Annotated in this window: 18 protein-coding genes; 10 read left to right on the top strand and 8 right to left on the bottom strand. The window is 57.7% G+C overall.

Annotated features, from left to right (window positions below; all coding sequences use genetic code 11):
• The 6 genes from nuoL to KMP13_RS18565 all read left to right on the top strand — a co-directional run bounded on the left by nuoL (position 1) and on the right by KMP13_RS18565 (position 8,418).
• Positions 1-2,139 (top strand): NADH-quinone oxidoreductase subunit L, encoded by a 2,139-nt coding sequence (gene nuoL / locus KMP13_RS18590; RefSeq protein ID WP_215267470.1) that lies wholly within the window; start codon positions 1-3, stop codon positions 2,137-2,139.
• Positions 2,139-3,689, top strand: a complete 1,551-nt coding sequence (locus KMP13_RS18585; RefSeq protein ID WP_215267469.1) for an NADH-quinone oxidoreductase subunit M — start codon at positions 2,139-2,141, stop codon at positions 3,687-3,689. Before nuoL ends, KMP13_RS18585 begins: the two co-directional genes overlap by 1 nt.
• Positions 3,690-3,704: 15 nt before the next feature.
• Entirely contained in the window at positions 3,705-5,144 is a 1,440-nt protein-coding gene (nuoN, locus tag KMP13_RS18580; protein ID WP_215267468.1) for an NADH-quinone oxidoreductase subunit NuoN, read from the top strand.
• Positions 5,145-5,210: 66 nt separating this feature from the next.
• Positions 5,211-5,957 carry a biotin--[acetyl-CoA-carboxylase] ligase gene (locus KMP13_RS18575; RefSeq protein WP_215267467.1) on the top strand — a complete coding sequence of 249 codons (747 nt, stop codon included), beginning with the start codon at positions 5,211-5,213 and terminating at the stop codon, positions 5,955-5,957.
• Positions 5,958-5,971: 14 nt separating this feature from the next.
• A complete protein-coding gene (locus tag KMP13_RS18570; protein WP_215267466.1) occupies positions 5,972-6,754 on the top strand; it encodes a type III pantothenate kinase in 783 nt (260 codons plus the stop codon).
• On the top strand, positions 6,751-8,418 hold the full coding sequence (locus KMP13_RS18565; RefSeq protein WP_215267465.1) for a ribonuclease J: 1,668 nt from the start codon (positions 6,751-6,753) through the stop codon (positions 8,416-8,418). The genes KMP13_RS18570 and KMP13_RS18565 overlap by 4 nt, the downstream gene beginning before the upstream one ends.
• 630 nt (positions 8,419-9,048) lie before the next feature.
• Here KMP13_RS18565 and KMP13_RS18560 read toward each other — a convergent pair.
• The 6 genes from KMP13_RS18560 to KMP13_RS18535 all read right to left on the bottom strand — a co-directional run bounded on the left by KMP13_RS18560 (position 9,049) and on the right by KMP13_RS18535 (position 16,068).
• On the bottom strand, positions 9,049-10,446 hold the full coding sequence (locus KMP13_RS18560; protein ID WP_215267464.1) for a DEAD/DEAH box helicase: 1,398 nt from the start codon (positions 10,444-10,446) through the stop codon (positions 9,049-9,051).
• A gap of 175 nt (positions 10,447-10,621) precedes the next feature.
• Positions 10,622-11,572, bottom strand: a complete 951-nt coding sequence (locus KMP13_RS18555; protein WP_215267463.1) for a glycosyltransferase family 2 protein — start codon at positions 11,570-11,572, stop codon at positions 10,622-10,624.
• A gap of 114 nt (positions 11,573-11,686) precedes the next feature.
• Positions 11,687-13,294 (bottom strand): peptide chain release factor 3, encoded by a 1,608-nt coding sequence (locus KMP13_RS18550; protein ID WP_215267462.1) that lies wholly within the window; start codon positions 13,292-13,294, stop codon positions 11,687-11,689.
• A gap of 102 nt (positions 13,295-13,396) precedes the next feature.
• A complete protein-coding gene (locus tag KMP13_RS18545) occupies positions 13,397-13,801 on the bottom strand; it encodes a hypothetical protein (protein WP_215267461.1) in 405 nt (134 codons plus the stop codon).
• Between the two features lie 20 nt (positions 13,802-13,821).
• Complete coding sequence (locus tag KMP13_RS18540) at positions 13,822-14,877, bottom strand: extracellular catalytic domain type 2 short-chain-length polyhydroxyalkanoate depolymerase (protein ID WP_215267460.1); 1,056 nt, start codon at positions 14,875-14,877, stop codon at positions 13,822-13,824.
• Between the two features lie 138 nt (positions 14,878-15,015).
• Complete coding sequence (locus tag KMP13_RS18535) at positions 15,016-16,068, bottom strand: Hint domain-containing protein (RefSeq protein WP_251363949.1); 1,053 nt, start codon at positions 16,066-16,068, stop codon at positions 15,016-15,018.
• 156 nt (positions 16,069-16,224) lie between these two features.
• Here KMP13_RS18535 and KMP13_RS18530 point away from each other — a divergent pair, with 156 nt between their 5' ends.
• The 3 genes from KMP13_RS18530 (at position 16,225) to KMP13_RS18520 (ending at position 19,398) form a co-directional block, all read left to right on the top strand.
• The gene (locus tag KMP13_RS18530; protein WP_215267459.1) at positions 16,225-17,004 is read left to right on the top strand and encodes an SDR family oxidoreductase; all 780 of its coding nucleotides are present in this window, start codon (positions 16,225-16,227) and stop codon (positions 17,002-17,004) included.
• A 3-nt stretch (positions 17,005-17,007) separates the two neighbouring features.
• Positions 17,008-18,126 (top strand): hypothetical protein, encoded by a 1,119-nt coding sequence (locus tag KMP13_RS18525; RefSeq protein ID WP_215267458.1) that lies wholly within the window; start codon positions 17,008-17,010, stop codon positions 18,124-18,126.
• A 168-nt stretch (positions 18,127-18,294) separates the two neighbouring features.
• On the top strand, positions 18,295-19,398 hold the full coding sequence (locus KMP13_RS18520; RefSeq protein WP_215267457.1) for an ABC transporter ATP-binding protein: 1,104 nt from the start codon (positions 18,295-18,297) through the stop codon (positions 19,396-19,398).
• Positions 19,399-19,479: 81 nt separating this feature from the next.
• Here the strand turns inward: KMP13_RS18520 and KMP13_RS18515 are convergent, their stop codons facing one another.
• Entirely contained in the window at positions 19,480-20,151 is a 672-nt protein-coding gene (locus KMP13_RS18515) for a helix-turn-helix transcriptional regulator (RefSeq protein WP_215267456.1), read from the bottom strand.
• Between the two features lie 289 nt (positions 20,152-20,440).
• On the opposite strand from KMP13_RS18515, the gene KMP13_RS18510 reads away from it, so the two are divergent.
• Positions 20,441-21,007 (top strand): cbb3-type cytochrome c oxidase subunit I, encoded by a 567-nt coding sequence (locus KMP13_RS18510; RefSeq protein WP_215267455.1) that lies wholly within the window; start codon positions 20,441-20,443, stop codon positions 21,005-21,007.
• Between the two features lie 173 nt (positions 21,008-21,180).
• Here the strand turns inward: KMP13_RS18510 and KMP13_RS18505 are convergent.
• The coding region (locus KMP13_RS18505; RefSeq protein ID WP_215267454.1) for a hypothetical protein at positions 21,181-21,361 on the bottom strand (181 nt) is incomplete at its 5' end.

Raw genomic sequence — 21,361 nt, 5'->3', positions numbered from 1 at the left:
ATGGAAACCATCCTTCTCTTTACTCCGCTTGTCGGGGCCTTGATCTGCGGCTTTGGCCATCGGTTCATTGGCGAAAAAGCGGCGATCGTAACCGCGACTGCGCTGCTGTTCCTGACCGCTTTGCTGTCCTGGATCACCTTCCTGTCGTTTGATGGCGAGACCCGCATCATCGAGATCCTGCGCTGGATCGAAAGTGGTTCGCTTGCAACCTCTTGGCAGTTCCGCGTTGACCGTCTGACCACGATCATGCTGATCGTGATCACCACCGTGTCGTCGCTGGTGCACCTCTATTCCTTTGGCTACATGGATCACGATCCACAGTGGAAAGAGGGCGAGAGCTACAAGCCGCGCTTCTTTGCTTACCTGTCGTTCTTTACCTTTGCGATGTTGATGCTGGTGACCTCTGACAACCTGGTCCAGATGTTCTTTGGCTGGGAAGGTGTGGGCGTTGCCTCCTACCTGTTGATCGGCTTTTACTACCGCAAGCCATCGGCTGGTGCGGCGGCAATGAAAGCGTTTATCGTCAACCGTGTAGGTGACTTTGGTTTTGCGCTGGGTATCTTTGGTCTGTTCTTCCTGACCGACAGCATCAACTTTGGCGACATCTTTGCCGCGACACCGATGTTGGCCGAAACCACCGTGTCCTTCCTGTGGACCGAGTGGAATGCCGCGAACCTGCTGGCCTTCCTGCTGTTTGTCGGTGCCATGGGTAAATCGGCGCAGTTGATCCTGCACACCTGGCTGCCGGACGCGATGGAAGGTCCGACCCCTGTTTCGGCGCTGATCCACGCGGCGACCATGGTTACCGCCGGTGTCTTCCTGGTCTGCCGTATGTCGCCGCTGATGGAAGTGGCGCCGCAAGCGACTGCCTTTATCACTGTGCTGGGCGCGACCACCGCATTCTTTGCCGCGACCATTGGTCTGGTCCAGACCGACATCAAACGCGTCATCGCTTATTCGACCTGTTCACAGCTGGGCTATATGTTTGTGGCCGCTGGTGTTGGCATGTATTCCGCCGCGATGTTCCACCTGTTCACGCACGCTTTCTTTAAGGCGATGTTGTTCCTGGGCGCGGGCTCGGTCATCCATGCGATGCACCACGAGCAGGACATGATGAACTATGGCAACTTGCGTAAAAAGATCCCCTATACCTTCTGGGCGATGATGATCGGCACCTTGGCGATCACCGGTGTCGGTATTCCGTTGATCACGCTTGGCGGTCTGCCGATCGGCTTTGCGGGCTTCCTGTCCAAGGATGCGATCATCGAGAGCGCCTATGCAGGTGGGTCGATGTATGGCTTCTGGTTGCTGGTGATGGCGGCTGCGATGACGTCGTTCTATTCCTGGCGTCTGATGTTCCTGACATTCTACGGTGAGGAACGCGGCAACAAGCATACCCACGAACACGCCCATGAAAGCCCGTTGGTCATGTTGATCCCGCTGGGTGTTCTGGCCGTGGGTGCGATTTTGGCCGGTATGATCTGGTACGGCAGCTTCTTCGGCCACGCGGATAAAGTTGGCAAATTCTACGGTATCCCCGTCGCCGAAGCCTCCGCACAGGGTGAAGCGCATGGCGATGATCACGCCGCCACGGATACCCATGCAGACGATCACGGCGACGCACAAGCGGACGACCATGGCGACGCGCATGGTGGCGATCACCACTATGTCTTTGCGGGCAAACCGGGTGAGGGCGCGCTCTATATGGCACCGGACAACCACATCCTGGATGAAGCACATGCCGCGCCCAAATGGGTCAAGGTCTCGCCCTTCATCGCAATGGTTCTGGGCTTCGCGCTTGCCTATCTGTTCTACATCGTGAAACCGGATCTGCCCAAACGTCTGGCAGAGCAGCAGCAGCCGCTGTACCAGTTCCTCAAGAACAAGTGGTATTTCGACGAGCTCTATGACGCGATCTTTGTCAAACCTGCTCTGGCACTGGGACGCTTCCTGTGGAAACGCGGCGATGGCGGCACCATTGACGGCTTCCTGAACGGTTTGGCCATGGGCGTTATCCCCTACTTCACCCGCCTCGCCGGTCGTGCACAGTCGGGCTTCATTTTCACCTACGCTTTCTGGATGGTGCTGGGCATTGTCGCTCTGGTCACCTGGATGTCGATCGGCGGAGGATCGCACTGATGGACAATCTCCTTTCAATCGTCACCTTCATTCCGGCGCTGGCAGCGGTCATCTTGGCCCTGTTCCTGCGCGGCGATGATGCGGCGGCTCAACGCAATGCCAAATACGTGGCGCTGTTTGCGACCACCATCACCTTCCTGGTGAGCCTTGGCCTTTACTTCCAATTCGATCCCTCCAACACCGGCTTTCAGTTCCTGGAAGAGCGCGACTGGCTGATGGGACTGAAATATAAGATGGGCGTTGACGGGATCTCGGTTCTGTTTGTCCTTCTGACCACTTTCGTCATGCCACTGACCATCCTGTGCAGCTGGGAAGTCAAAACGCGTGTCAAAGAATACATGATCGCCTTCCTTCTGTTGGAAACCATGATGCTGGGCGTGTTCATGGCGCTGGACCTGGTGCTGTTCTACCTGTTCTTCGAAGCCAGCCTGATCCCGATGTTCCTGATTGTGGGCATCTGGGGTGGCAAGGACCGGATCTACGCCTCATTCAAATTCTTCCTCTACACGTTCTTCGGTTCGGTGCTGATGCTGGTTGCGATGGTGGCGATGTACACCGACGCGGGCACCACTGATATCGAAGCGCTTTTGGCGCACAGCTTCTCTGCTGGATCGTTTAATGTGCTGGGCATTCATGTTGTCGGCGGCATGCAGACGCTGATGTTCCTGGCCTTCTTTGCCTCCTTTGCGGTAAAGATGCCAATGTGGCCGGTGCACACTTGGCTGCCGGATGCGCACGTTCAGGCGCCAACCGCGGGCTCTGTTGTTTTGGCGGCGATCATGTTGAAAATGGGCGGCTACGGCTTCCTACGCTTCTCGCTGCCGATGTTCCCCGTCGGTGCTGAGGTGATGACCAATATGATCCTGTGGATGTCTGCGATTGCGATTGTCTACACCTCGCTGGTGGCGATGATCCAAGAAGACATGAAAAAGCTGATCGCTTACTCATCGGTTGCCCACATGGGGTTTGTGACCATGGGTATCTTTGCGATGAACCAGCAGGGCATTGACGGCGCGATCTTCCAGATGCTGAGCCACGGCTTCATCTCGGCGGCGCTGTTCCTCTGTGTGGGCGTGATCTACGACCGGATGCACACCCGCGACATCGACGCCTATGGCGGTCTGGTGATCCGGATGCCGGCATTCGCGCTGATCTTTATGTTCTTCACCATGGGCAATGTGGGCTTGCCGGGCACTTCGGGGTTCATCGGTGAATTCCTAACCCTGATGGGGATCTTCCAGACCAACACCTGGGTGGCCTTTGTTGCGACCTCTGGCGTGATCCTGTCCGCAGGCTATGCGCTGTGGCTTTACCGCCGGGTGGTGTTTGGCGATCTGATCAAGGAAAGCCTCAAGACGATCACCGACATGAACGCACGCGAAAAGTTCATCTTTGCACCGCTGGTGGCGATGACCCTGATCCTGGGTGTCTATCCTGCGCTGATCACCGATATCATCAGCCCGTCCACTGCGGCGCTGGTCGACAATGTTAACCAATCTCTGGCCGCTGCGGATACGTCTCCTGTCGCGACCCAGATTGCTTCGCACTAAAGGAGCGCAAGGCAGATGATCCAAGCTGATCTCTCCGTTATCCTGCCAGAGATTATTCTGGCGCTCTTTGCCATGGGCGCGCTTTTGGGCGCTGTCTATACGGTCAAAGACAAACTGGCGGGTGTCCTGGTCTGGGCCACCGCCGCGCTGATGGTTATTCTGGCCATCGTGATCGCCAGCATGCCCGAAGGCACCAATGTTGCATTCAACGGCATGTTCGTGGACGACGCCTTTGCGCGGTTCTCGAAATCAGCGATCCTGATTGTGGCGGCCATCGTTCTGGTGATCGGCCAGGAATATATGACCCGCCGCGATATGCTGCGGTTCGAGTATCCGCTGCTGGTGGCCCTGTCGGTTGTCGGCATGATGATGATGGTCTCGGCCGGCGATCTGATGTCGCTCTACATGGGTCTGGAACTGCAGTCGTTGGCGCTTTATGTGGTTGCCTCGCTGCGTCGTGACAGTGCCAAATCCACCGAGGCTGGTCTGAAGTATTTTGTGCTCGGCGCGCTGTCGTCCGGTCTGCTGCTGTATGGCGCATCGCTGGTCTATGGCTTTGCGGGCACCACCAAATTCGCAGGCATCATCCAAGTTGCCGAACATGGTGAGGTTACCATCGGGCTGCTCTTTGGTCTGATGTTCTTGATTTCGGGTCTGGCATTCAAAGTCTCCGCCGCGCCGTTCCACATGTGGACGCCGGACGTCTACGAAGGCTCACCCACGCCGGTCACAGCCTTCTTTGCGACTGCACCAAAAGTGGCCGCCATGTCGCTGTTTGCCCGCCTGATGTTTGACGCCTTTGGCGCCGCCATCGGTGACTGGCAGCAGGTGATCGCAGTGCTGTCAGTTCTGTCGATGTTCCTGGGCGCGGTTGCCGCAATTGGTCAGCGCAATATCAAACGTCTGATGGCTTATTCCTCGATCGCGCATATGGGCTATGCCCTGATCGGCCTGGCCTCCGGGACCGAGGCTGGTGTCGCTGCGATGCTGACCTATATGGTGATCTATATCACCATGAACGTTGGCACCTTTGCCTTCATCTTGATGATGGAAAAAGACGGCAAACCCGTCACCGACATCAACGCGCTGAACCTCTTCTCCAAGAAAGAGCCGGGCAAGGCGCTGGCGCTGCTGGTGCTGTTCTTCTCGCTGGCCGGTGTGCCGCCGATGCTTGGGTTCTTTGCCAAATACGGCGTATGGCGCGCGGGTGTTGATGCGGGTCTGACAGGCCTTGTGATTGCCTCTGCGGTGGCGTCCGTGATCGGTGCTTTCTACTATCTGCGTATCGTCTACTTCATGTACTTCGGGGCCGAAGGCGCCGAGGTTGAAGCAAAAGGCTCCCCCATTTTGGGCGTGGCGCTCTCTGCTTCGGCACTTCTGATGGTGGTGGGCGTGATATACCAATTTGGCATCGAAGGTGCGGCATTGTCGGCGGCGACAGCCCTTGTCAACTGATGACAGCTTAAGGCAACTTAAAAAGGCCCGGTCACGCGACCGGGCCTTTTGTATGAGGAGTGGCACATGACTTGGCCGGTTGGTTACGGAAAACGCGTTCTTGTAGAAGTCGACAGCACCCTGGATGAGGCGGCGCGTATTGCCCGCGATCTGACCGGGCCAGAGTGGATCCTGGCTTTGAAACAGACCAAAGGGCGCGGCCGACGCGGACGGGACTGGAAGGACCCCAAGGGAAACTTTGCCGCTACATTGGTCATGCGGCCTGAGGGCAATCCGGCGAAATCGGCGTTGCGCAGCTTTGTGGTCGCGCTCGCGTTATATGACGCGGTTGAGGCTGTGACGGGGAGGTCGGAAAAGCTGTCGCTGAAATGGCCCAACGACGTCTTGCTGAATGGTGGTAAACTGGCTGGCATCCTGCTCGAAAGCAGTGGGGCGGGGACTTCGGTGGAGCATCTGTTTATCGGCATCGGGGTCAACCTGATGGAAACCCCGATGAAGGAATGGCTGGAGCCACAGGCGGTCTGGCCGGTATCGGTGCACGGGGAAACCGGGGTGCAGGTGACGCCCGAACAGTTCATGGACGTCCTGGCCGAAGCTTATGCCCGCTATGAACAGCAGTTCCAGACCTTTGGCTTTGAACCCATTCGCCAAGCCTGGTTGCAACGCGCCGCCCGTCTGGGAGAGGTCATAACCGCCCGTACCGGCCAAGAAGAACAAGAAGGCACGTTTGAGACGGTGGACGGCGAGGGCAATCTGGTACTAAACACCGCCAAAGGTCGCGTGACGATTGCGGCGGCCGACATCTTTTTTTGAACTGAGGACGACAGATGCTTCTGGCGGTTGATTGCGGCAACACCAACACTGTGTTTTCCCTGTGGGATGGCACAGCGTTTCTTGGCATGTGGCGGACCTCAACCGAATGGCAGCGTACGGCGGACCAATATTATGTCTGGCTGAACACGCTGATGAAGTTTCACGACATCGACGCGCAGATTTCGGATGTGATTATCTCGTCCACGGTACCAAGGGTCGTGTTTAACCTGCGGGTTCTGTCGGATCGCTACTTCAACACGCGCCCGCTTGTGGTGGGAAAACCGGAATGTTTGTTGCCGGTGGATGTGCGGGTGGATACCGGAACCACCGTGGGGCCGGATCGTCTGGTCAATACGGTTGCCGGTTTCGACAAACACGGTGGCGATCTGGTTATCGTGGATTTCGGTACTGCGACGACCTTTGATGTGGTGGATGTGGACGGCGCTTATGTGGGCGGTGTGATTGCGCCGGGGGTGAACCTCTCCCTCGAAGCGCTGCACCAAGCGGCCGCGGCTCTGCCGCATGTTGATATTTCAAAGCCCCAGCGGGTTGTTGGCACCAATACGGTTGCCTGTATGCAATCCGGCGTGTTTTGGGGCTATGTCGGTCTGGTGCGCGAGATTTGCGACCGGATCAAAGCCGAACGTGGCGTTGCCATGAAAGTTATCTCTACAGGCGGGCTGGCGCCGTTATTCCAGCAATCCGCAGATCTGTTTGATGCCTTTGAGGAAGACCTCACGATGCATGGCCTGCAGATCATCCATAATTATAACAAGGAAATTGGCGCACAGGTATGAGCACAGAACGATTGATTTACCTGCCTCTTGGTGGGGCAGGCGAAATAGGCATGAACGCCTATGTATACGGCTATGGGAAACCGGGACGCGAACGGTTGATCCTGGTCGATCTTGGCGTGACCTTCCCGGATATGGACACCACACCCGGTGTCAACCTGATCATGGCTGACATCAGCTGGCTGATCGAACGCAAGGATCAGCTGGACGCGATCTACATCACCCACGGCCACGAGGACCACATTGGCGCGGTGGGGCATCTCTACGCTGACCTTGACACGCCGATCTATGCCCGCGCGTTTACCGCGAACCTGGCACGGCGCAAGCTGGATGATCTGGGGCTGTCGGGCGATGTGGTGGAAACCGTCTCTCCTTGGCCCGAGGTGCAGGAACACGGGCCCTTCAAGGTCTCGGTCGCGCCGATGTCGCACTCCATCCCGGAAAGCGGCGCATTGGTCATCGACACGCCCGCTGGCCGCGTGGTGCACACCGGTGATTTTAAACTGGACCCCAATCCGTTGGTGGGCGAACCCTTTGACCCCGTAATGTGGGCTGAGATTGCAAAAGACGGCGTGCAGGCGCTGGTCTGTGATTCCACTAATGTCTTTTCCCCCAAACCGGGCCGTTCGGAATCCGAGCTGCCAGGCGAGATCACCAAAATGATCGCAGGCGCCAGCGGCATGGTGGCGGCCACCACCTTTGCTTCTAACGTGGCGAGGGTGCGTACACTGGCCGAGGCCGGTCAACGGGCAGGGCGCTCGGTTGTTCTGTTGGGACGTGCGATGTTGCGCATGGTCGAAGCCTCGACCGAGACCGGTGTGTTGACTGACTTCCCGCCTGTGGTGTCGGTAGAAGACGCGCAGAATATGCCGCGTGACAATGTGATGCTGATCACTACCGGCAGCCAGGGCGAACGCCGTGCCGCCACCGCGCAGCTCGCACGCGGCAAATATCGCGGCATCGAGATGAAAGAGGGCGACACCTTCCTCTTCTCCTCCAAAACCATTCCCGGCAATGAAAAAGAAGTCAGTCGCATTATCAACCAGTTCTCTGAACGCGGGGTTGAGGTGGTGGACGACAGCTCGGGGCTCTATCACGTGTCAGGCCACGCCAATGGTCCGGACCTGGAGCAGTTTCACACGCTGATCAAACCCAAGATCGTGGTGCCGATGCACGGCGAACACCGCCACCTGCGCCGCCATGCCAAGCTTGCAGAGGCCAAGGGCATCGCCTCGGTCATTGCGGTCAATGGCATGATGCTGGACCTTGGTGGTGATGCTCCCAATGTGGTCGAATATGTTGAAACCGGGCGCAAGTATCTGGATGGCTCGATCAAAATCGGCGCCATGGACGGCATCATTCGCGACCGGATTCGCATTGCGTTGAATGGTCTGGTGGTGATCACTGTCATTCTGGACGAAGACGACGAACCGCTGGGCGAACCCTGGTGTGATGTCCGTGGTCTGCCAGAGGTCGGTGAAAGCAAAGCTGCGCTGATCGAACTGATGGAAGAGGATCTGAACCAATTCCTGATGCGGGCGGGCGCCAAGACATTGCGGGACGATGATAAACTGGAGGAAAACCTGCGTCGGGTGGCCCGTCAGACGGCAATGTCCGAGATTGGCAAAAAGCCAGAAGTCACCGTGATCGTCAGCCGTATGCGCTGAGGAAAACGTGATGTCAGCAAAGGCGCTGATGTCCGAAAAAGAGAGAGTTCGGGTGGTGCTCCCGCCCGGGCTACGTCGCATCAAAGATGCAACTATCCCCGTTGGGCCGAGCGCCGTCTGCCCTGTCGGGCACCCGCCGCGGTTGCACATGTGGCAACCGCTTTGGCGAGAATGAGGACGTATCGTCCCTTAGTGCGCTTGTGTGGTACGTGTAAAGACCGAGCTGAATGCGTTGGAAACAGCTTGGGCCAGACCTTTGAGGGAAGCTGCAAGCGCGTCGGCGCGTATTTGGTTCGTACGCAGTTCGATCGCGCGGATTTCAGCAGCAGAGAGAGGTGCGATGTTTTCGTTGATCGTGGTCTTGTTCCATCTTCATTGTAGCGAGTTGCTGTGACATCTGTATAGCGCAGTGCAAAACCGTTCGCTGCGACAAAGATGGAAGGCCCGTCTTGCGTGAAATGGACATCTACCTATGCGTTGCGGACATGAATGTATCGTGAAGTAGTCAGTCACCCCGAAATTACGCCCAATTACTGGGCGTTTTCAAAAATCACATTCACATTGCTACAGCGTAGCAAAAAGCCGCCCGAAGCAGGGGCGGCTTTTAAGAATTTCTAGGGAGGTGGCGAATCAGCCGGCGCGGCGTTCCGCAAAGCTGAGCGCGATAAAGCTGGGCAGGTGGTCGCCCATGCCCACAACGTTACGGTCATCGCGACGTCCGCTTGAGCGTTTGCTCGATTTGCTGCTCTCGCGTGGCTTGTTGCTCTCGCGGGGTTTGCTGGTCTCGCTGGACTTGGAAGAGACACGCGGTTTGCTCTCGCGCAGAGGCTTCTCTTCGGTCTCGGGCTTGGTTTTTGCCTTGGTTGTCTTGGGCGCAGGTTTGACCGGGTTTTCGTGACGGGCGATCTGCCTTTTCACCAGGTTCTCAACCGCGTCCAAGGCTTTTTCGTCCTTGGGAGAGCAGATGGTAAAGGCTTTGCCCTTGCGGCCGGCGCGACCGGTACGACCAATCCGGTGCACGTAATCTTCGGGGTGGCCCGGAACATCATAGTTGAACACATGGCTTACGCTGGGCACATCCAAGCCGCGCGCCGCCACATCAGAGGCGACCAGAATACGCAGGGATCCTTCGCGGAAACCCTCAAGCGTCTTCATTCGCTGGGACTGGTCCAGATCACCGTGGATCGGGGCGGCGTCATAGCCATATTTCTTGAGGCTCTTGGCCACGATGTCCACATCAGTCTTGCGGTTGCAGAATACGATCGCATTGGTGCAGCCGTCGCCTTCCTGGTCCAAAAGTGCGCGCAGCACTTTGCGCTTTTCACTGCCTTCGCGGTCACGACGAGACGCTTTGAACATCACAGCGAACTGCTCGATATTCTCAGAGGTGGTCGCCTGACGGGCGATTTCCACCCGTGCGGGGGCGGACAGGAATGTATTGGTGATGCGCTCAATCTCTGGCGCCATAGTGGCCGAGAAGAACAGCGTCTGACGGGTGAACGGCGTCAGCGAGAAGATGCGTTCGATATCGGGGATGAAACCCATATCCAGCATCCGGTCCGCTTCGTCGACAACCATGATCTGCACGCCGGTCAACAATAGCTTGCCGCGTTCGAAATGGTCCAGCAGACGGCCGGGCGTCGCAATCAGAACGTCAACGCCGCGATCGATCAGGGCTTCTTGCTCCTTAAAGGAGACGCCGCCGATCAGCAGGGCTTTGGTCAGTTTCAGGTGTTTGGTGTAGGTGTCGAAGTTTTCCGCCACCTGGGCCGCCAGCTCACGCGTGGGGCACAGAACCAGGCTGCGCGGCATACGGGCGCGGGCACGGCCACGCGCCAGAAGCGTGATCATCGGCAGGGTAAAAGACGCAGTCTTACCGGTGCCAGTCTGGGCGATGCCAAGAACATCCTTCCCTTCGAGCGCGGACGGGATTGCACCGGCCTGGATCGGGGTGGGAGTTTCATATCCGGCTTCGTCAACAGCCTTCAGAACCTTGGGGTTCAGGTTTAGATCGCTAAATTTGGTCATATGTGTCCGTTTGTTGCGGACACTCACTCGGCCCGCCGTTCCATCGCGTTAAGGGAGCGGGTGAGCAGCTACCCCTCTCGTACTGCCGCAGCGCATAGCAAATACGAAGCTCAGCGTCAAACTTAGCGGCCTGAAACCAAAATCTTGAAAAGATTTAGGATATTTGCGCAACAATTTAGCCAAACTGGGGGAAATGCTTCTGCAAGCTGCGGGAAATGTTCAGATGCCGCACACGTAGAATGCCTTGTTCTTGGAGTTCGGCGCGCCGTTGGGGCGAATCTGCGCAGAATTCATCGTAGTAGGCGCGCAGACCGGCTTCACCATGATTTTCCAGCACCTGTGACAGGGTCTGATGCATATTGGGGGCGCTGTTATTGTCGCCGCGCGGCGGTTTTAATGAACTACGATAGGCACCATGAGTATGGCGGTATTTGAAATTGCGTAACCAACCGTCCCAATTGCTCCCGTGGAAATGGCACAAATCGATATCCTCGCAAGGCACCTGACAAGGGTTTTTCAGATCCTCAACATAGGCGTTGTGAATGCGAATGCGGAGCTGCGGCATACCGGTGCGGACGAACAATTTACCGGCCGCATTGCTCAGCAGTCCGCGGTGCGAGTAGAGGCCATAATTCGGGTAGAGCTTTTTCAGCAGGCTGTCTGTATCTTCACCCTTGGGGACGGCTGCGCGAAAATGGGTTTCAGAATCGGCCAGGGCCTCAATCGGGCTTAGCCGCGCACAGAGAGCTTCATCCGGCAGGTCGCGCAGCACGTCGTGGATGGGGCGCGTCGACCATAGGAACTCATCCGCGTCGATATGGGTCAGCCATGTTAGATCATCGCCCTGCTTTTGGTAGGCGCGGTTGGCGTTATAGGTCTGGCGCACCTGGTGGGTCTGTGGCCGGCCTTTGGGCTGACGCTTCCAATAGGCGGCGTCACAGTCGATCACCCGCACCTTGGGATGAGCTTTCAGATGGGCAAAGGCTTCGGGGCAAGGGGCATCCAGATAGATACAGACCCGATGCGCGCCAAGGTCTAGATGATGGGCGGCAAAGGCCAGGATATCCCGCGCGGGCGCCTTGATGGTGGAAACGGTGCCCCAGCGGGGCGTATTCGAAGGGGCCATAAACCACGATCCTTGGGCGAACTCAACGGGTTGAGAATGTCGCCTGTTGCGCTCTATGACAAGACCTAGACGAGAGACGAAAAAAGGAGCCCGCGGGCTCCTTCTGGTGTCAGATCAAACCATCATCTCTTTGGTTGAGGTGAGCTTTAGCTCCGGATGGTCACGTTCCACCCGGTCAATGTCCCACTGCAGACGGGTCAGATAGACTTGGTCGCCATCGTGGTCAAAAGCCATGTGCTGCTTGTTGCGGTCGGCGAATTTCTCTACATCCGCCTTGTCACCCGACACCCATCGGGCCGAGGTGAACTGGGACTGTTCAAACCGCACCGGCAGCCCATATTCCATCTCGATCCGGCTGGCGAGCACTTCGAATTGCAGCGCGCCGACAACCCCGACAATAAAGCCAGAGCCGATCGCCGGTTTGAACACTTTGGCGGCACCTTCTTCGGCAAATTGCATCAGGGCTTTTTCCAGATGCTTGGCCTTCATGGGATCGCCCGCGCGTACCCCTTGCAGCAATTCCGGCGCAAAGGAGGGGATGCCGGCAACCCGCAGCGCCTCACCTTCGGTCAGCGTGTCGCCAATGCGCAGCTGGCCGTGGTTCGGAATACCGATGATATCGCCGGCCCAGGCCTCTTCGGCCAATTCACGGTCCGAGGCCAAGAACAGCACCGGGTTGGACACTGCCATCGGTTTTTTGGTGCGCACATGGGTCAGCTTCATACCCCGTTTGAAATGGCCTGACGCCATCCGCACAAAGGCCACGCGGTCCCGGTGTTTCGGGTCCATATTGGCCTGCACCTTGAACACAAAGCCTGCGACTTTTTTCTCTTCCGGAGCGATAGAACGGGGCAGGGCCGATTGCACCTGCGGCTCGGGGCCATAGGTGCTGATACCGTTCATAAGCTCTTTGACGCCAAAGGAATTGATCGCGGAGCCAAACCAGATCGGGGTCATATGCCCTTCCAGCACAGCTTGCGGGTCCAGTTTCGGCAACAGCTCCTTGGCCATCTCGACCTCTTCCAGGAGCTTTTCCAGAAGGTGCGCGGGCACATGCTCCGCCAGTTTGGGATCATCCAACCCGTCGATCTGGATGCTTTCGGCCACTTTGTTGCGATCCGCGCGGTCCATCAATTCCAACCGGTCGCGCAACATGTCGTAACAGCCGACAAATTCGCGCCCCACACCAATCGGCCACGAAGCCGGCGTCACATCAATCGCCAGGTTTTCTTGGATCTCATCGATGATCTCAAACGTGTCACGGCTTTCGCGGTCCATCTTGTTACAAAACGTCAGGATCGGCAGATCGCGCAGGCGGCAGACCTCAAACAGTTTCTGCGTCTGGCTTTCCACCCCTTTCGCCCCGTCGATCACCATCACCGCCGCATCCACCGCTGTCAGCGTGCGATAAGTGTCCTCGGAAAAGTCCGAGTGACCGGGCGTGTCCACTAGGTTGAAACGGAAGTTGTCAAAATCAAAGGACATCGCCGAGGCCGAGACAGAGATGCCACGGTCTTTTTCCATCTGCATAAAGTCAGACCGAGTGCGGCGCGCTTCGCCCTTGGCACGCACCTGACCCGCCATCTGGATCGCACCACCATAAAGGAGGAACTTTTCAGTCAGAGTGGTCTTGCCAGCATCCGGGTGCGAGATGATCGCAAAGGTCCGTCGACGGGCAATTTCTGGCGGCAATTCGGGGCGATTTGTAGCGGTGTCCAACATGAGCGGGGATATATGGAGTTTTCAGGGGCGGAGCAAGAAAAAGCCCCCCAATGTCTGGGAGGCTTGATCCTTTTTGCGCGCAATGGATCTGGCACCCGACGTTTAGCTTGTGTCGTCGTCCTTGTCCGATTGCAGCTGCTGGCTGACCCAGAATGAATACCCCACAAAGATATTGTCCATCAGTTCAAGCGCTTCGGTGGTCTGCTCGCTGATTTGGGCCTGCGCCTGCAACATGATATTGCTCTGACGCGCCACCAGTTTCGATGTGGTATCCGCGCCCGGCAATTTGCTGGCATATTCCGCCCAAGCCTGCCAATCCTCGCGCCATTGTTTCTGTAGATCCAGACCGCGTTGGCTGGCCGAATAAAACAGCGCCATCGCTTCGAACAAGGTGCCGGGGCGGTCCATCTTGGCCGCCAATTGCGCGGTGTCTTTCAACGTGCCCATGGCGCGCATGCCGTTTCTGGCCTGCACTTCGCAAGGCTTTACAAGGTGATCTTCGAACATCTGTTTGATCCTTTTGGGCGTTAGAGGTCGGCAAGCTGGGACAACATCCCATGGATGGCACGAATTTGGATGGCGTTTTTGGAGTAATAATCCGGCTGGTCGGACTCGGTATCGCTATAGCCCCACCAATCCCAGCATCCTTCTGGGTTTTGGGCTGCATTTGTGTCCGCCCCCACTGCTTGGGGAAACAGCATGATGATGTTATTGGCTTCGGCCATCTCAACATAACCGGTTGAGGTCACGTAGCGCATGCCAAAGGGCGGCTGGTTTTCCTTGTCCGCGCGCCCGTTGACATAATTCACATAGGAATAGCCCTGTTTGCAGCCATGCATCACGATATGGACGCCCTTGGCCTCGGCGGTGCCTTTGTCGACCTCGGATGGGATATAGGCATAGCCATATTGCGACATGCTGGCCCTGGCGTCCTCATCCCCCACAAACGGCTTTTGCTCAAACCGCACATAGCGCCCGGTGGTGGCATGGGCTGCGGGTTTCAGACTCCCATAGATGTGTTTGAGGATCTGATGCGACTGAACAAAGTCGCCCTTGTTAATATAAGGCGGTTTATTAGCCCCGAGCGGCGAGTCGGTCTCGTTCAAAGTGATGATCGAATGACCGGCAGGCACGGCATCCTCAAACATCATGTTCTTTTCCGCGACACCAAGGTTAAGATAAAAATCCCGCGTCGCCGCGACCGAGACAGAGCGCACGACCTTGTCCTTGGAGCCGGTGAACACATAGACCTTGTCGTCCTTCAGATTGGCGATGTCGTCGATGCCACCGGTGCAACGCGCCAGCTCTGCCAGATCTTTACCATTGGGGGCTGTGTCCTTGGTCAGCGGGTTCATCGCGATGTAAAGCGCGTTCAACACATAGGCGTCCGCAGGTTTCTGGACGCTGCCCAGGTAGGATTCGACACAGCGATAGGGGCCGCCCGCAATCACACCCGCCCCCATGAAATCCGCCGAATGGGCCACATGCATCTGCACCGTCATAAAGGCGCCTGACGACAGGCCCGAAATCGAGTGCTGGCCTTGAGTCTTGAACTTGGGAAGAGCAGAGGTTTCCAAATACATCGTTATCCCCGAACTAGAAATGGCGCCACGCGGCGCAGCTGAAATCATAGATCGACGATAGGTTTGCCACCCAAGTGAGTAAATCGCGTGACAGGTAAAGCTGCGTAAAAACGCGCTGCACTGCGGCAGGTGCCGGATTTACCGGCGGGATGCTTCCTTGAGGATTGCAGCCGCGTCGCCCTTGGGCAATTGCCCCTTGACGGTTTCCACAAAGGGCAGCGATTGGCGCGCGTCATCCGGCTTGCGCATCTGCGACAACAGATCGGCCGGCAGGGCCGGTTCGGTAAAGGGGTCAAGAAACAGGGTCTCGGCAGCGATCCCTTCGGCATAGATGATGTGATGGCGGTCAAACAGGATCTGGAAATAGTCGATATAGCCGCCGTCCTGCACCACTACCGAGCTGCCGTTGACCAGATCACGGGCGCGCACCAGAACCTCCGGCACGCCGGTGCCGATGGCGTCGGTGCGTTGATAGACCATCAATTTGTGATCCGGGCTGACTACCAGATCCTCGGCATTGTTCAGCGCGCCTTTGCGGATCAGGATCGGTGCCAAAGCCCCGACCGCACGTGATGTTGTCTGCCCGATCCAGCGGATAGCTTGCGGCCCGTCATCGCGCGTTAGCACCCGGTCGCCCACCATCAGATCCTCAATCTGGCGTTGGGCCCCGGAGGCCAGTGTTATATGGGTGCCCCGGCTAAAGGACACACAGGCGATCTGCGCCAGTTTGCGCCGAGTCTCGGCGCGCTCGGCCTTGACCAGCGTATAGCCCTGATCAGCCTTCAGCGGTGCCAGCGGCAGCAGGTAAATCTCGGCAATCATGCCCTCAGCGTCGACTTCCACCGCCACCAAAGCTTCAACATTTGCGCCACGCGCCGGCATCAGGGTCAGGCTGCAGTCCAGATGCAGATCCGCATCTACCGCGCCCATCTGCGTGTCCTGCGCCACCGCCAGCCGTCCATCGCGAAAGGCCGCAACGCTCAACCGGCGCGGCGCGTTTGCATTGCGCAGCTCATAGACATCATCCAGAACCAGATCGTCAAACACGCCCAGATTGTCGCCCATATTGGCACCGGCATCGACACGGAATTGCGCCGCGCGATAGGCAGGAATGGCCAGAATGGATGCTGAAGTTTCGGACATGGAGCGGTTGGTCACCCGGGAAAGCGAAGGAATGGAGATAAGGCGCATTGAATTCTCAAACAAGACAGTGAGTAAGTCATTAATTTAGGATTGTGGCCATTTGCGGTCCGGGCTCTGAACATTTCGTGGCGCGGCGGGGCTGGTCACTCGGATGTGCCTGTGCAAATGTCCACGCGCAAAGAACATGTTCAGAAGGGAAAGATCATGGATCTCGGGATTTCTGGTAAAACGGCGCTGGTCTGCGCCAGTAGTAAAGGGTTGGGTCTGGGCTGCGCCGAGGCGCTTGCCGAAGCCGGTGTGAACCTGGTGATGAACGCACGCGGCAGCGAGGCTCTGGACGCTTCTGCCCAAGCGATCCGCGACACATATGGCGTGGAAGTGACTGCAATTGCAGCAGATATCACCTCTGAGGACGGTCGCGCCAAAGTGCTGGAAGCTGCCAGTCAGTTGGACATTCTGGTCAATAACGCAGGCGGTCCCCCTCCGGGTCTGTGGAGCGATTGGGACCGTGATGATTTCATCAAGGCGCTGGACGCCAATATGCTGACCCCAATCGCGCTGATGAAGGCGCTGTTGCCGGGCATGATGGATCGCGGCTGGGGCCGGGTGGTCAACATCACCTCGCAATCGGTCAAGGCGCCGATCCCGCAGTTGGGTCTGTCGAATGCGGCCCGCGCTGGTCTGACCGGTTATGTTGGTGGCACCGCGCGGCAAGTGGCGGAATTTGGGGTGAACATCAACAACTTGCTCCCCGGTATTCACGCAACCGATCGCGCGTCCTCGCTGGATCAGGCGGTGGCGGATCGCGAAGGCATCACGGTGGATGAAGCCCACGCCAAACGCTCTGCCACCATTCCGGCGCGCCGCTATGGCACCCGTCAGGAATTTGGTGCGACCTGCGCGTTTATGTGCTCCCAGCACGCGGGCTTTATGGTCGGTCAGAACATCCTGCTGGATGGCGGCTCCACCAACGCCACGCTGTAGACCATGGCATCTGGTTTTTCGTTAAAAGATCAGCTGTTTAATCAGGAAAAAGTCCGGTATCTCGCCGGGCTTTTTTCCTCCGCCTCCACAGACTTTGACGCGACCCGATTTGAGGGCGACGTCATGGAACGTTTGCTGGAGCTGGAGCTTAAAGAGCGCATCCAATGGATTGCGGATGTTCTGTGCCAGCATCTGCCCGCCGATCTGCCAGAGGTCGCACCGATGTTGCGCGCGGCCCTGCCACTGCCGCTGGACCCGACCCGCAGTGATGATGATTTCGGCGATTTCATCTTTGCCCCGCTTGGGGAATTTGTGGTTGCCAAAGGGCTTGCAGCGCATCCTGATCTGTCGCTTGATCTGATCGCGGACATCACCCAGCGGTTCTCCATGGAGTGGGCCATCCGTCCCTTTTTGAACCACTGGCGCGACACGACACTGGCGCGGATGACCGATTGGGCGCGCCACGACAATTACCACGTGCGTCGCCTGGCCAGCGAGGGCACGCGACCGCGTCTTCCCTGGGGGGAGGCCGTAGGGCTGGAGCTTGGCGACCCGATGCCAATCCTCGACATCCTGCACCGGGATCCCACCCGCTATGTCACCCGCTCGGTGGCCAATCACCTGAACGATATCTCCAAGAAACAGCCCGATCTGGTTCTGGACCGTCTGCAAGTCTGGGCCGATCAAGGCACGCAGGCAGAAAAAGAGCTGCGTTGGATGACCAACCACGCCCTGCGCGGGTTAGTCAAAGAGGGTCATCCAGGCGCGATGAAACTGCTCGGCTACCACCCGGATGCCGATGTGCAGGTCGATTTGAAACTTGGCGCAGAGACCTTGCAAATCGGCAGTGCCTTGCAAATCGAATGCACGCTGAGCGCGGCCGAGGACCTGCCAGTGCTGGCGGACTACTGCCTCTACTTTCCCAAACCCAACGGGGCCGAGCGGCGCAAGGTGTTCAAGCTGAAGCAGGCCAAGCTCAAAAATGGCACATTGACGCTCGCCAAAAAACACCCGCTCAAAGGCAATGCCTCCACCTTTACCCTTTATCCCGGACCACATCGGATCGAGGTGATGGTGAACGGCGTGGTGCGCGCCACGGCGGCGTTTGATTTGTACGCGTAAGGCCTGCGGTTGTGGGGCTGATTGCGGGGTTTCGGCCCAATGGAGCGCTGTTTCCAAAAAAGTGACGCAGGCCACACTGTCGGGCGATCTTGCGTGTTTTAGTCGGGATTGGTATCTGCGGCAGGTGCCCGGTGACAGTCCCGACACATGCAAAAGGCCAATGCATCTATGAACACCTCTGCCCAGCCCCTGCAAACCGCACCCGCGCCACGGCTTGAGATCCGCAACATCCGCCGCTTCTTTGACGGCCGTCCCGTTGTGGATAGCGTGTCGCTGACCATCCAAGCCGGCAAGGTCACCTGTCTGCTGGGCCCATCCGGCTGCGGCAAATCCACCACCCTGCGTATCATTGCCGGCGTGGAGATGCAGGACGCGGGTGAGATCTATGTGGATGGCAACCTGATTTGCGACACGGTGTTTCGCGTTCCCCCGGAGCGGCGCGAAATCGGGTTGATGTTCCAGGACTTTGCCCTGTTTCCTCATCTGTGCGTCGCGGACAATGTGGCCTTTGGTCTGAAAGGGCCAAAAGATCAGAAACGCGCCCGGGTTGAGGAGCTGTTGGCCAAAGTCTCCCTCAGCCAATATATCGACGAATTCCCCCATCAGCTGTCGGGTGGCGAACAGCAACGGGTGGCCTTGGCCCGCGCGCTGGCACCGCGTCCGCGTATCATGTTGATGGATGAACCGTTTTCAGGCCTAGACAACCGGCTGCGTGATGGCATCCGGGATGAGACGCTGAGCCTGTTGAAAGAAGAGGATACCGCCGTTCTGCTGGTCACCCATGAACCCGAAGAAGCCATGCGCATGGCCGATGAAATCGCGTTGATGCGCGGCGGAAAGATTGTCCAACAGGGCGCGCCCTACAATGTCTACACCCGACCAGCGGATAAGGCGGCTGTGGGATTCTTTAGCGATCTCAACGCATTGGATGGCACAGTGAATGGTGCTCTGGTGGACACGCCGTTTGGCCAGTTCCTGGCACCGGGTCATCCCGATGGGACCGAGGTCGAGCTGGTGTTTCGCCCCCAACATGTCCGGATCGATTTTGACCGCAACGGCACTGGTCCGTTGCCCACCGCCACTGATGGTGTCGCCGCCCGTGGCACGGTTGCGCGCGCGCGGTTTTTGGGGCACGAAAGCCTGGTGGAGTTCAAAATGGATTTTGACGGCTCCATCCTCAAGGCGACAGTGCCCAATGTGTTTTTGCCCGAAACCGGGCGGGCCATGTGGCTCACGGTGCCACGGCGGCGGTGTTTTATCTTCCCCAAGTGATCGGGGAGAGCCAAGTGAAGCCGGGCATGGCCCGGCTGCCTCCGGCGGAAGTATTTTTAAAAAAGATGAAATTCGTGTGGCTCAGTGTTCGGGGTCATATTCGGCCAGGGTTTTTCCCGGCTCATCCACAAACAGTTCGGGCAGGGCGGTTGCCTCTTCGATCAGATCCACCCGGAAGACCCGGAAGGCCGCGCGCGTCTCACACCAGGCGGTTAGCGTCCAGACTCGGCCCCAATATTCCATATGCAGCGGGCGGATAACCCGTTCGGTCAGCGTGCCATCAATGCGGCAATACTGCAGCGAGAGTTTCTGGCGCGCTTTGATGGCTGCGCGCAGGGTCGCCATATGGGAAAATCCCCGCGCCGCATCGGCGAACGGGTAGACGGCGAATTTCCAGGCGTCCGCCTCGGCCACTGTTTGGGTGGGCAGCACCGCATCGATTTTTTCCGCCAGTGACAGGGCTGCGTTTTTCAAGTCTGGATCGGCGGCCTCGGCCACAATCGCCATGCCGAGGTTCAGCGCTTCCAGTTCTGCTGCTGTCAGGTTCAGTGGTGGCAGGGTGATCTGTTCGCGCACCAGATAGCCCACGCCGCGCGCGCCCTCAACCGGCACGCCCGAGGCCACGAGCGTGTCCATATCGCGGTAGACCGTGCGCACCGAAACTTCCAGCCGATCGGCAATGTCCTGCGCGCGATGCAGCCCACCGGCGCGCAGGATTTGGATGATTTCAAACAGTCGGTCGGTGCGGCGCATGGGGCTACCCTTGGCGCATGGACCTGCCGCCCGTCAAGGGTATCAGCTGGCCTCCATCGTTCAGTGGCTATTATGCCGATGTCGGCAAAATAGCCATAATGCCGAGGTTCGGATTATGCCGCGCCGATATGCAGAACTTGTTTTGTTGTAGTTAGATCGGCGCGGCAGGTCCGCATAAAACTTGGCGACAAACAGCAGCCGTTCGAACTGAACGCGGCGAATTCGGGCTTTGAGCCCAGAGTTCCTGATGCTGCGACATTGATAAACGTCCGCTTCAGTGGCACATGGAATGAAAATTCCCGAGGAATTGATTTTGATCTATTCAGTTACGCTTCTTTTTGGTTTGATCCTTGCTCCGCTTCTGGCTCATCTCCGCGGCTGGAAGCCCGCCGCACTTTTCTTTGCAGTTGCAGTTGTCTACGCAGTTTTCGGCGCTGTCAGTTTCGCGCAAATCCAAATTGCTCTAAGCCAAGTCCGAGAAGCGGAACCTGCATATCATGACACCTACTACGTTGTGAGCCATGGCCACTTCCTGTGGAACATTGCCATCGCAATGGCGGTCTTCGGCGTAATAACATGGGTGCAAACGCGATTTGGGGCGATGCGAAACCCCGCCCTGACCAAATTTTTATTTTGGATTCTGCATATCGCGCTGATCGGCAGCACCTCATTTCAAGGAGTGCTTGCTTTCATTCTGCCAAAGCCGCGCAGATACATCGACTACCCTGAGCTTATGGAAACCTACATTCTGATCAGCTCGTGGTCTGGATTTCTATCACAAACGGCTTTGCTTGGCCTTCTGGGCCTTCTGGGCCTGCTGCTGTGGTCAATCATCGCAAGATGGCTGGCAAGATAGAACTCGCCTGACGAAAGCAGCCCTTGGAGCATCCGCAGCGAAAGGCAACAACGTTTAAGGTTTTTCGATGCGGGCCTGAGCGCTCCATTTCGGCTTGATGCGACGGTGGCCCGCGTTGGGAAACATGACTAGGAGGAAGCCGTGGGGTCTGGGCGCGCGCTTTGGGGAAAGCGCTAGTCAGATTCAGCCGAGGATAGTGCGAGATGAGATTGTTCGGCTTCATTTCTCATGGATTGGTGCCCTTGATCGTCTTTTCCGGAGTGGCTTAGCATCAGTTTGGGCGCGTTGGACGCCATCAATTTTCCTTCACCCAAGCCGATACCAGCCCAAAACGCGATGCCGTTTGGACAGCGG

The sequence above is a fragment of the Epibacterium ulvae genome (genome assembly GCF_018678075.1).
Classification (GTDB): domain Bacteria; phylum Pseudomonadota; class Alphaproteobacteria; order Rhodobacterales; family Rhodobacteraceae; genus Epibacterium; species Epibacterium ulvae_A.
Note: the sequence above shows the minus strand (reverse complement) of the source record. Positions and strands in the feature narration are given on the sequence as shown.

Bases quoted from the DNA above. Each gene is read 5' to 3' on its own strand.
- nuoL (WP_215267470.1), top strand. From the start codon at position 1: ATGGAAACCATCCTTCTCTTTACTCCGCTTGTCGGGGCCTTGATCTGC.
- KMP13_RS18585 (WP_215267469.1), top strand. From the start codon at position 2,139: ATGGACAATCTCCTTTCAATCGTCACCTTCATTCCGGCGCTGGCAGCG.
- nuoN (WP_215267468.1), top strand. From the start codon at position 3,705: ATGATCCAAGCTGATCTCTCCGTTATCCTGCCAGAGATTATTCTGGCG.
- KMP13_RS18575 (WP_215267467.1), top strand. From the start codon at position 5,211: ATGACTTGGCCGGTTGGTTACGGAAAACGCGTTCTTGTAGAAGTCGAC.
- KMP13_RS18570 (WP_215267466.1), top strand. From the start codon at position 5,972: ATGCTTCTGGCGGTTGATTGCGGCAACACCAACACTGTGTTTTCCCTG.
- KMP13_RS18565 (WP_215267465.1), top strand. From the start codon at position 6,751: ATGAGCACAGAACGATTGATTTACCTGCCTCTTGGTGGGGCAGGCGAA.
- KMP13_RS18560 (WP_215267464.1), bottom strand. From the start codon at position 10,446: ATGACCAAATTTAGCGATCTAAACCTGAACCCCAAGGTTCTGAAGGCT.
- KMP13_RS18555 (WP_215267463.1), bottom strand. From the start codon at position 11,572: ATGGCCCCTTCGAATACGCCCCGCTGGGGCACCGTTTCCACCATCAAG.
- KMP13_RS18550 (WP_215267462.1), bottom strand. From the start codon at position 13,294: ATGTTGGACACCGCTACAAATCGCCCCGAATTGCCGCCAGAAATTGCC.
- KMP13_RS18545 (WP_215267461.1), bottom strand. From the start codon at position 13,801: ATGTTCGAAGATCACCTTGTAAAGCCTTGCGAAGTGCAGGCCAGAAAC.
- KMP13_RS18540 (WP_215267460.1), bottom strand. From the start codon at position 14,877: ATGTATTTGGAAACCTCTGCTCTTCCCAAGTTCAAGACTCAAGGCCAG.
- KMP13_RS18535 (WP_251363949.1), bottom strand. From the start codon at position 16,068: ATGCGCCTTATCTCCATTCCTTCGCTTTCCCGGGTGACCAACCGCTCC.
- KMP13_RS18530 (WP_215267459.1), top strand. From the start codon at position 16,225: ATGGATCTCGGGATTTCTGGTAAAACGGCGCTGGTCTGCGCCAGTAGT.
- KMP13_RS18525 (WP_215267458.1), top strand. From the start codon at position 17,008: ATGGCATCTGGTTTTTCGTTAAAAGATCAGCTGTTTAATCAGGAAAAA.
- KMP13_RS18520 (WP_215267457.1), top strand. From the start codon at position 18,295: ATGAACACCTCTGCCCAGCCCCTGCAAACCGCACCCGCGCCACGGCTT.
- KMP13_RS18515 (WP_215267456.1), bottom strand. From the start codon at position 20,151: ATGCGCCGCACCGACCGACTGTTTGAAATCATCCAAATCCTGCGCGCC.
- KMP13_RS18510 (WP_215267455.1), top strand. From the start codon at position 20,441: ATGAAAATTCCCGAGGAATTGATTTTGATCTATTCAGTTACGCTTCTT.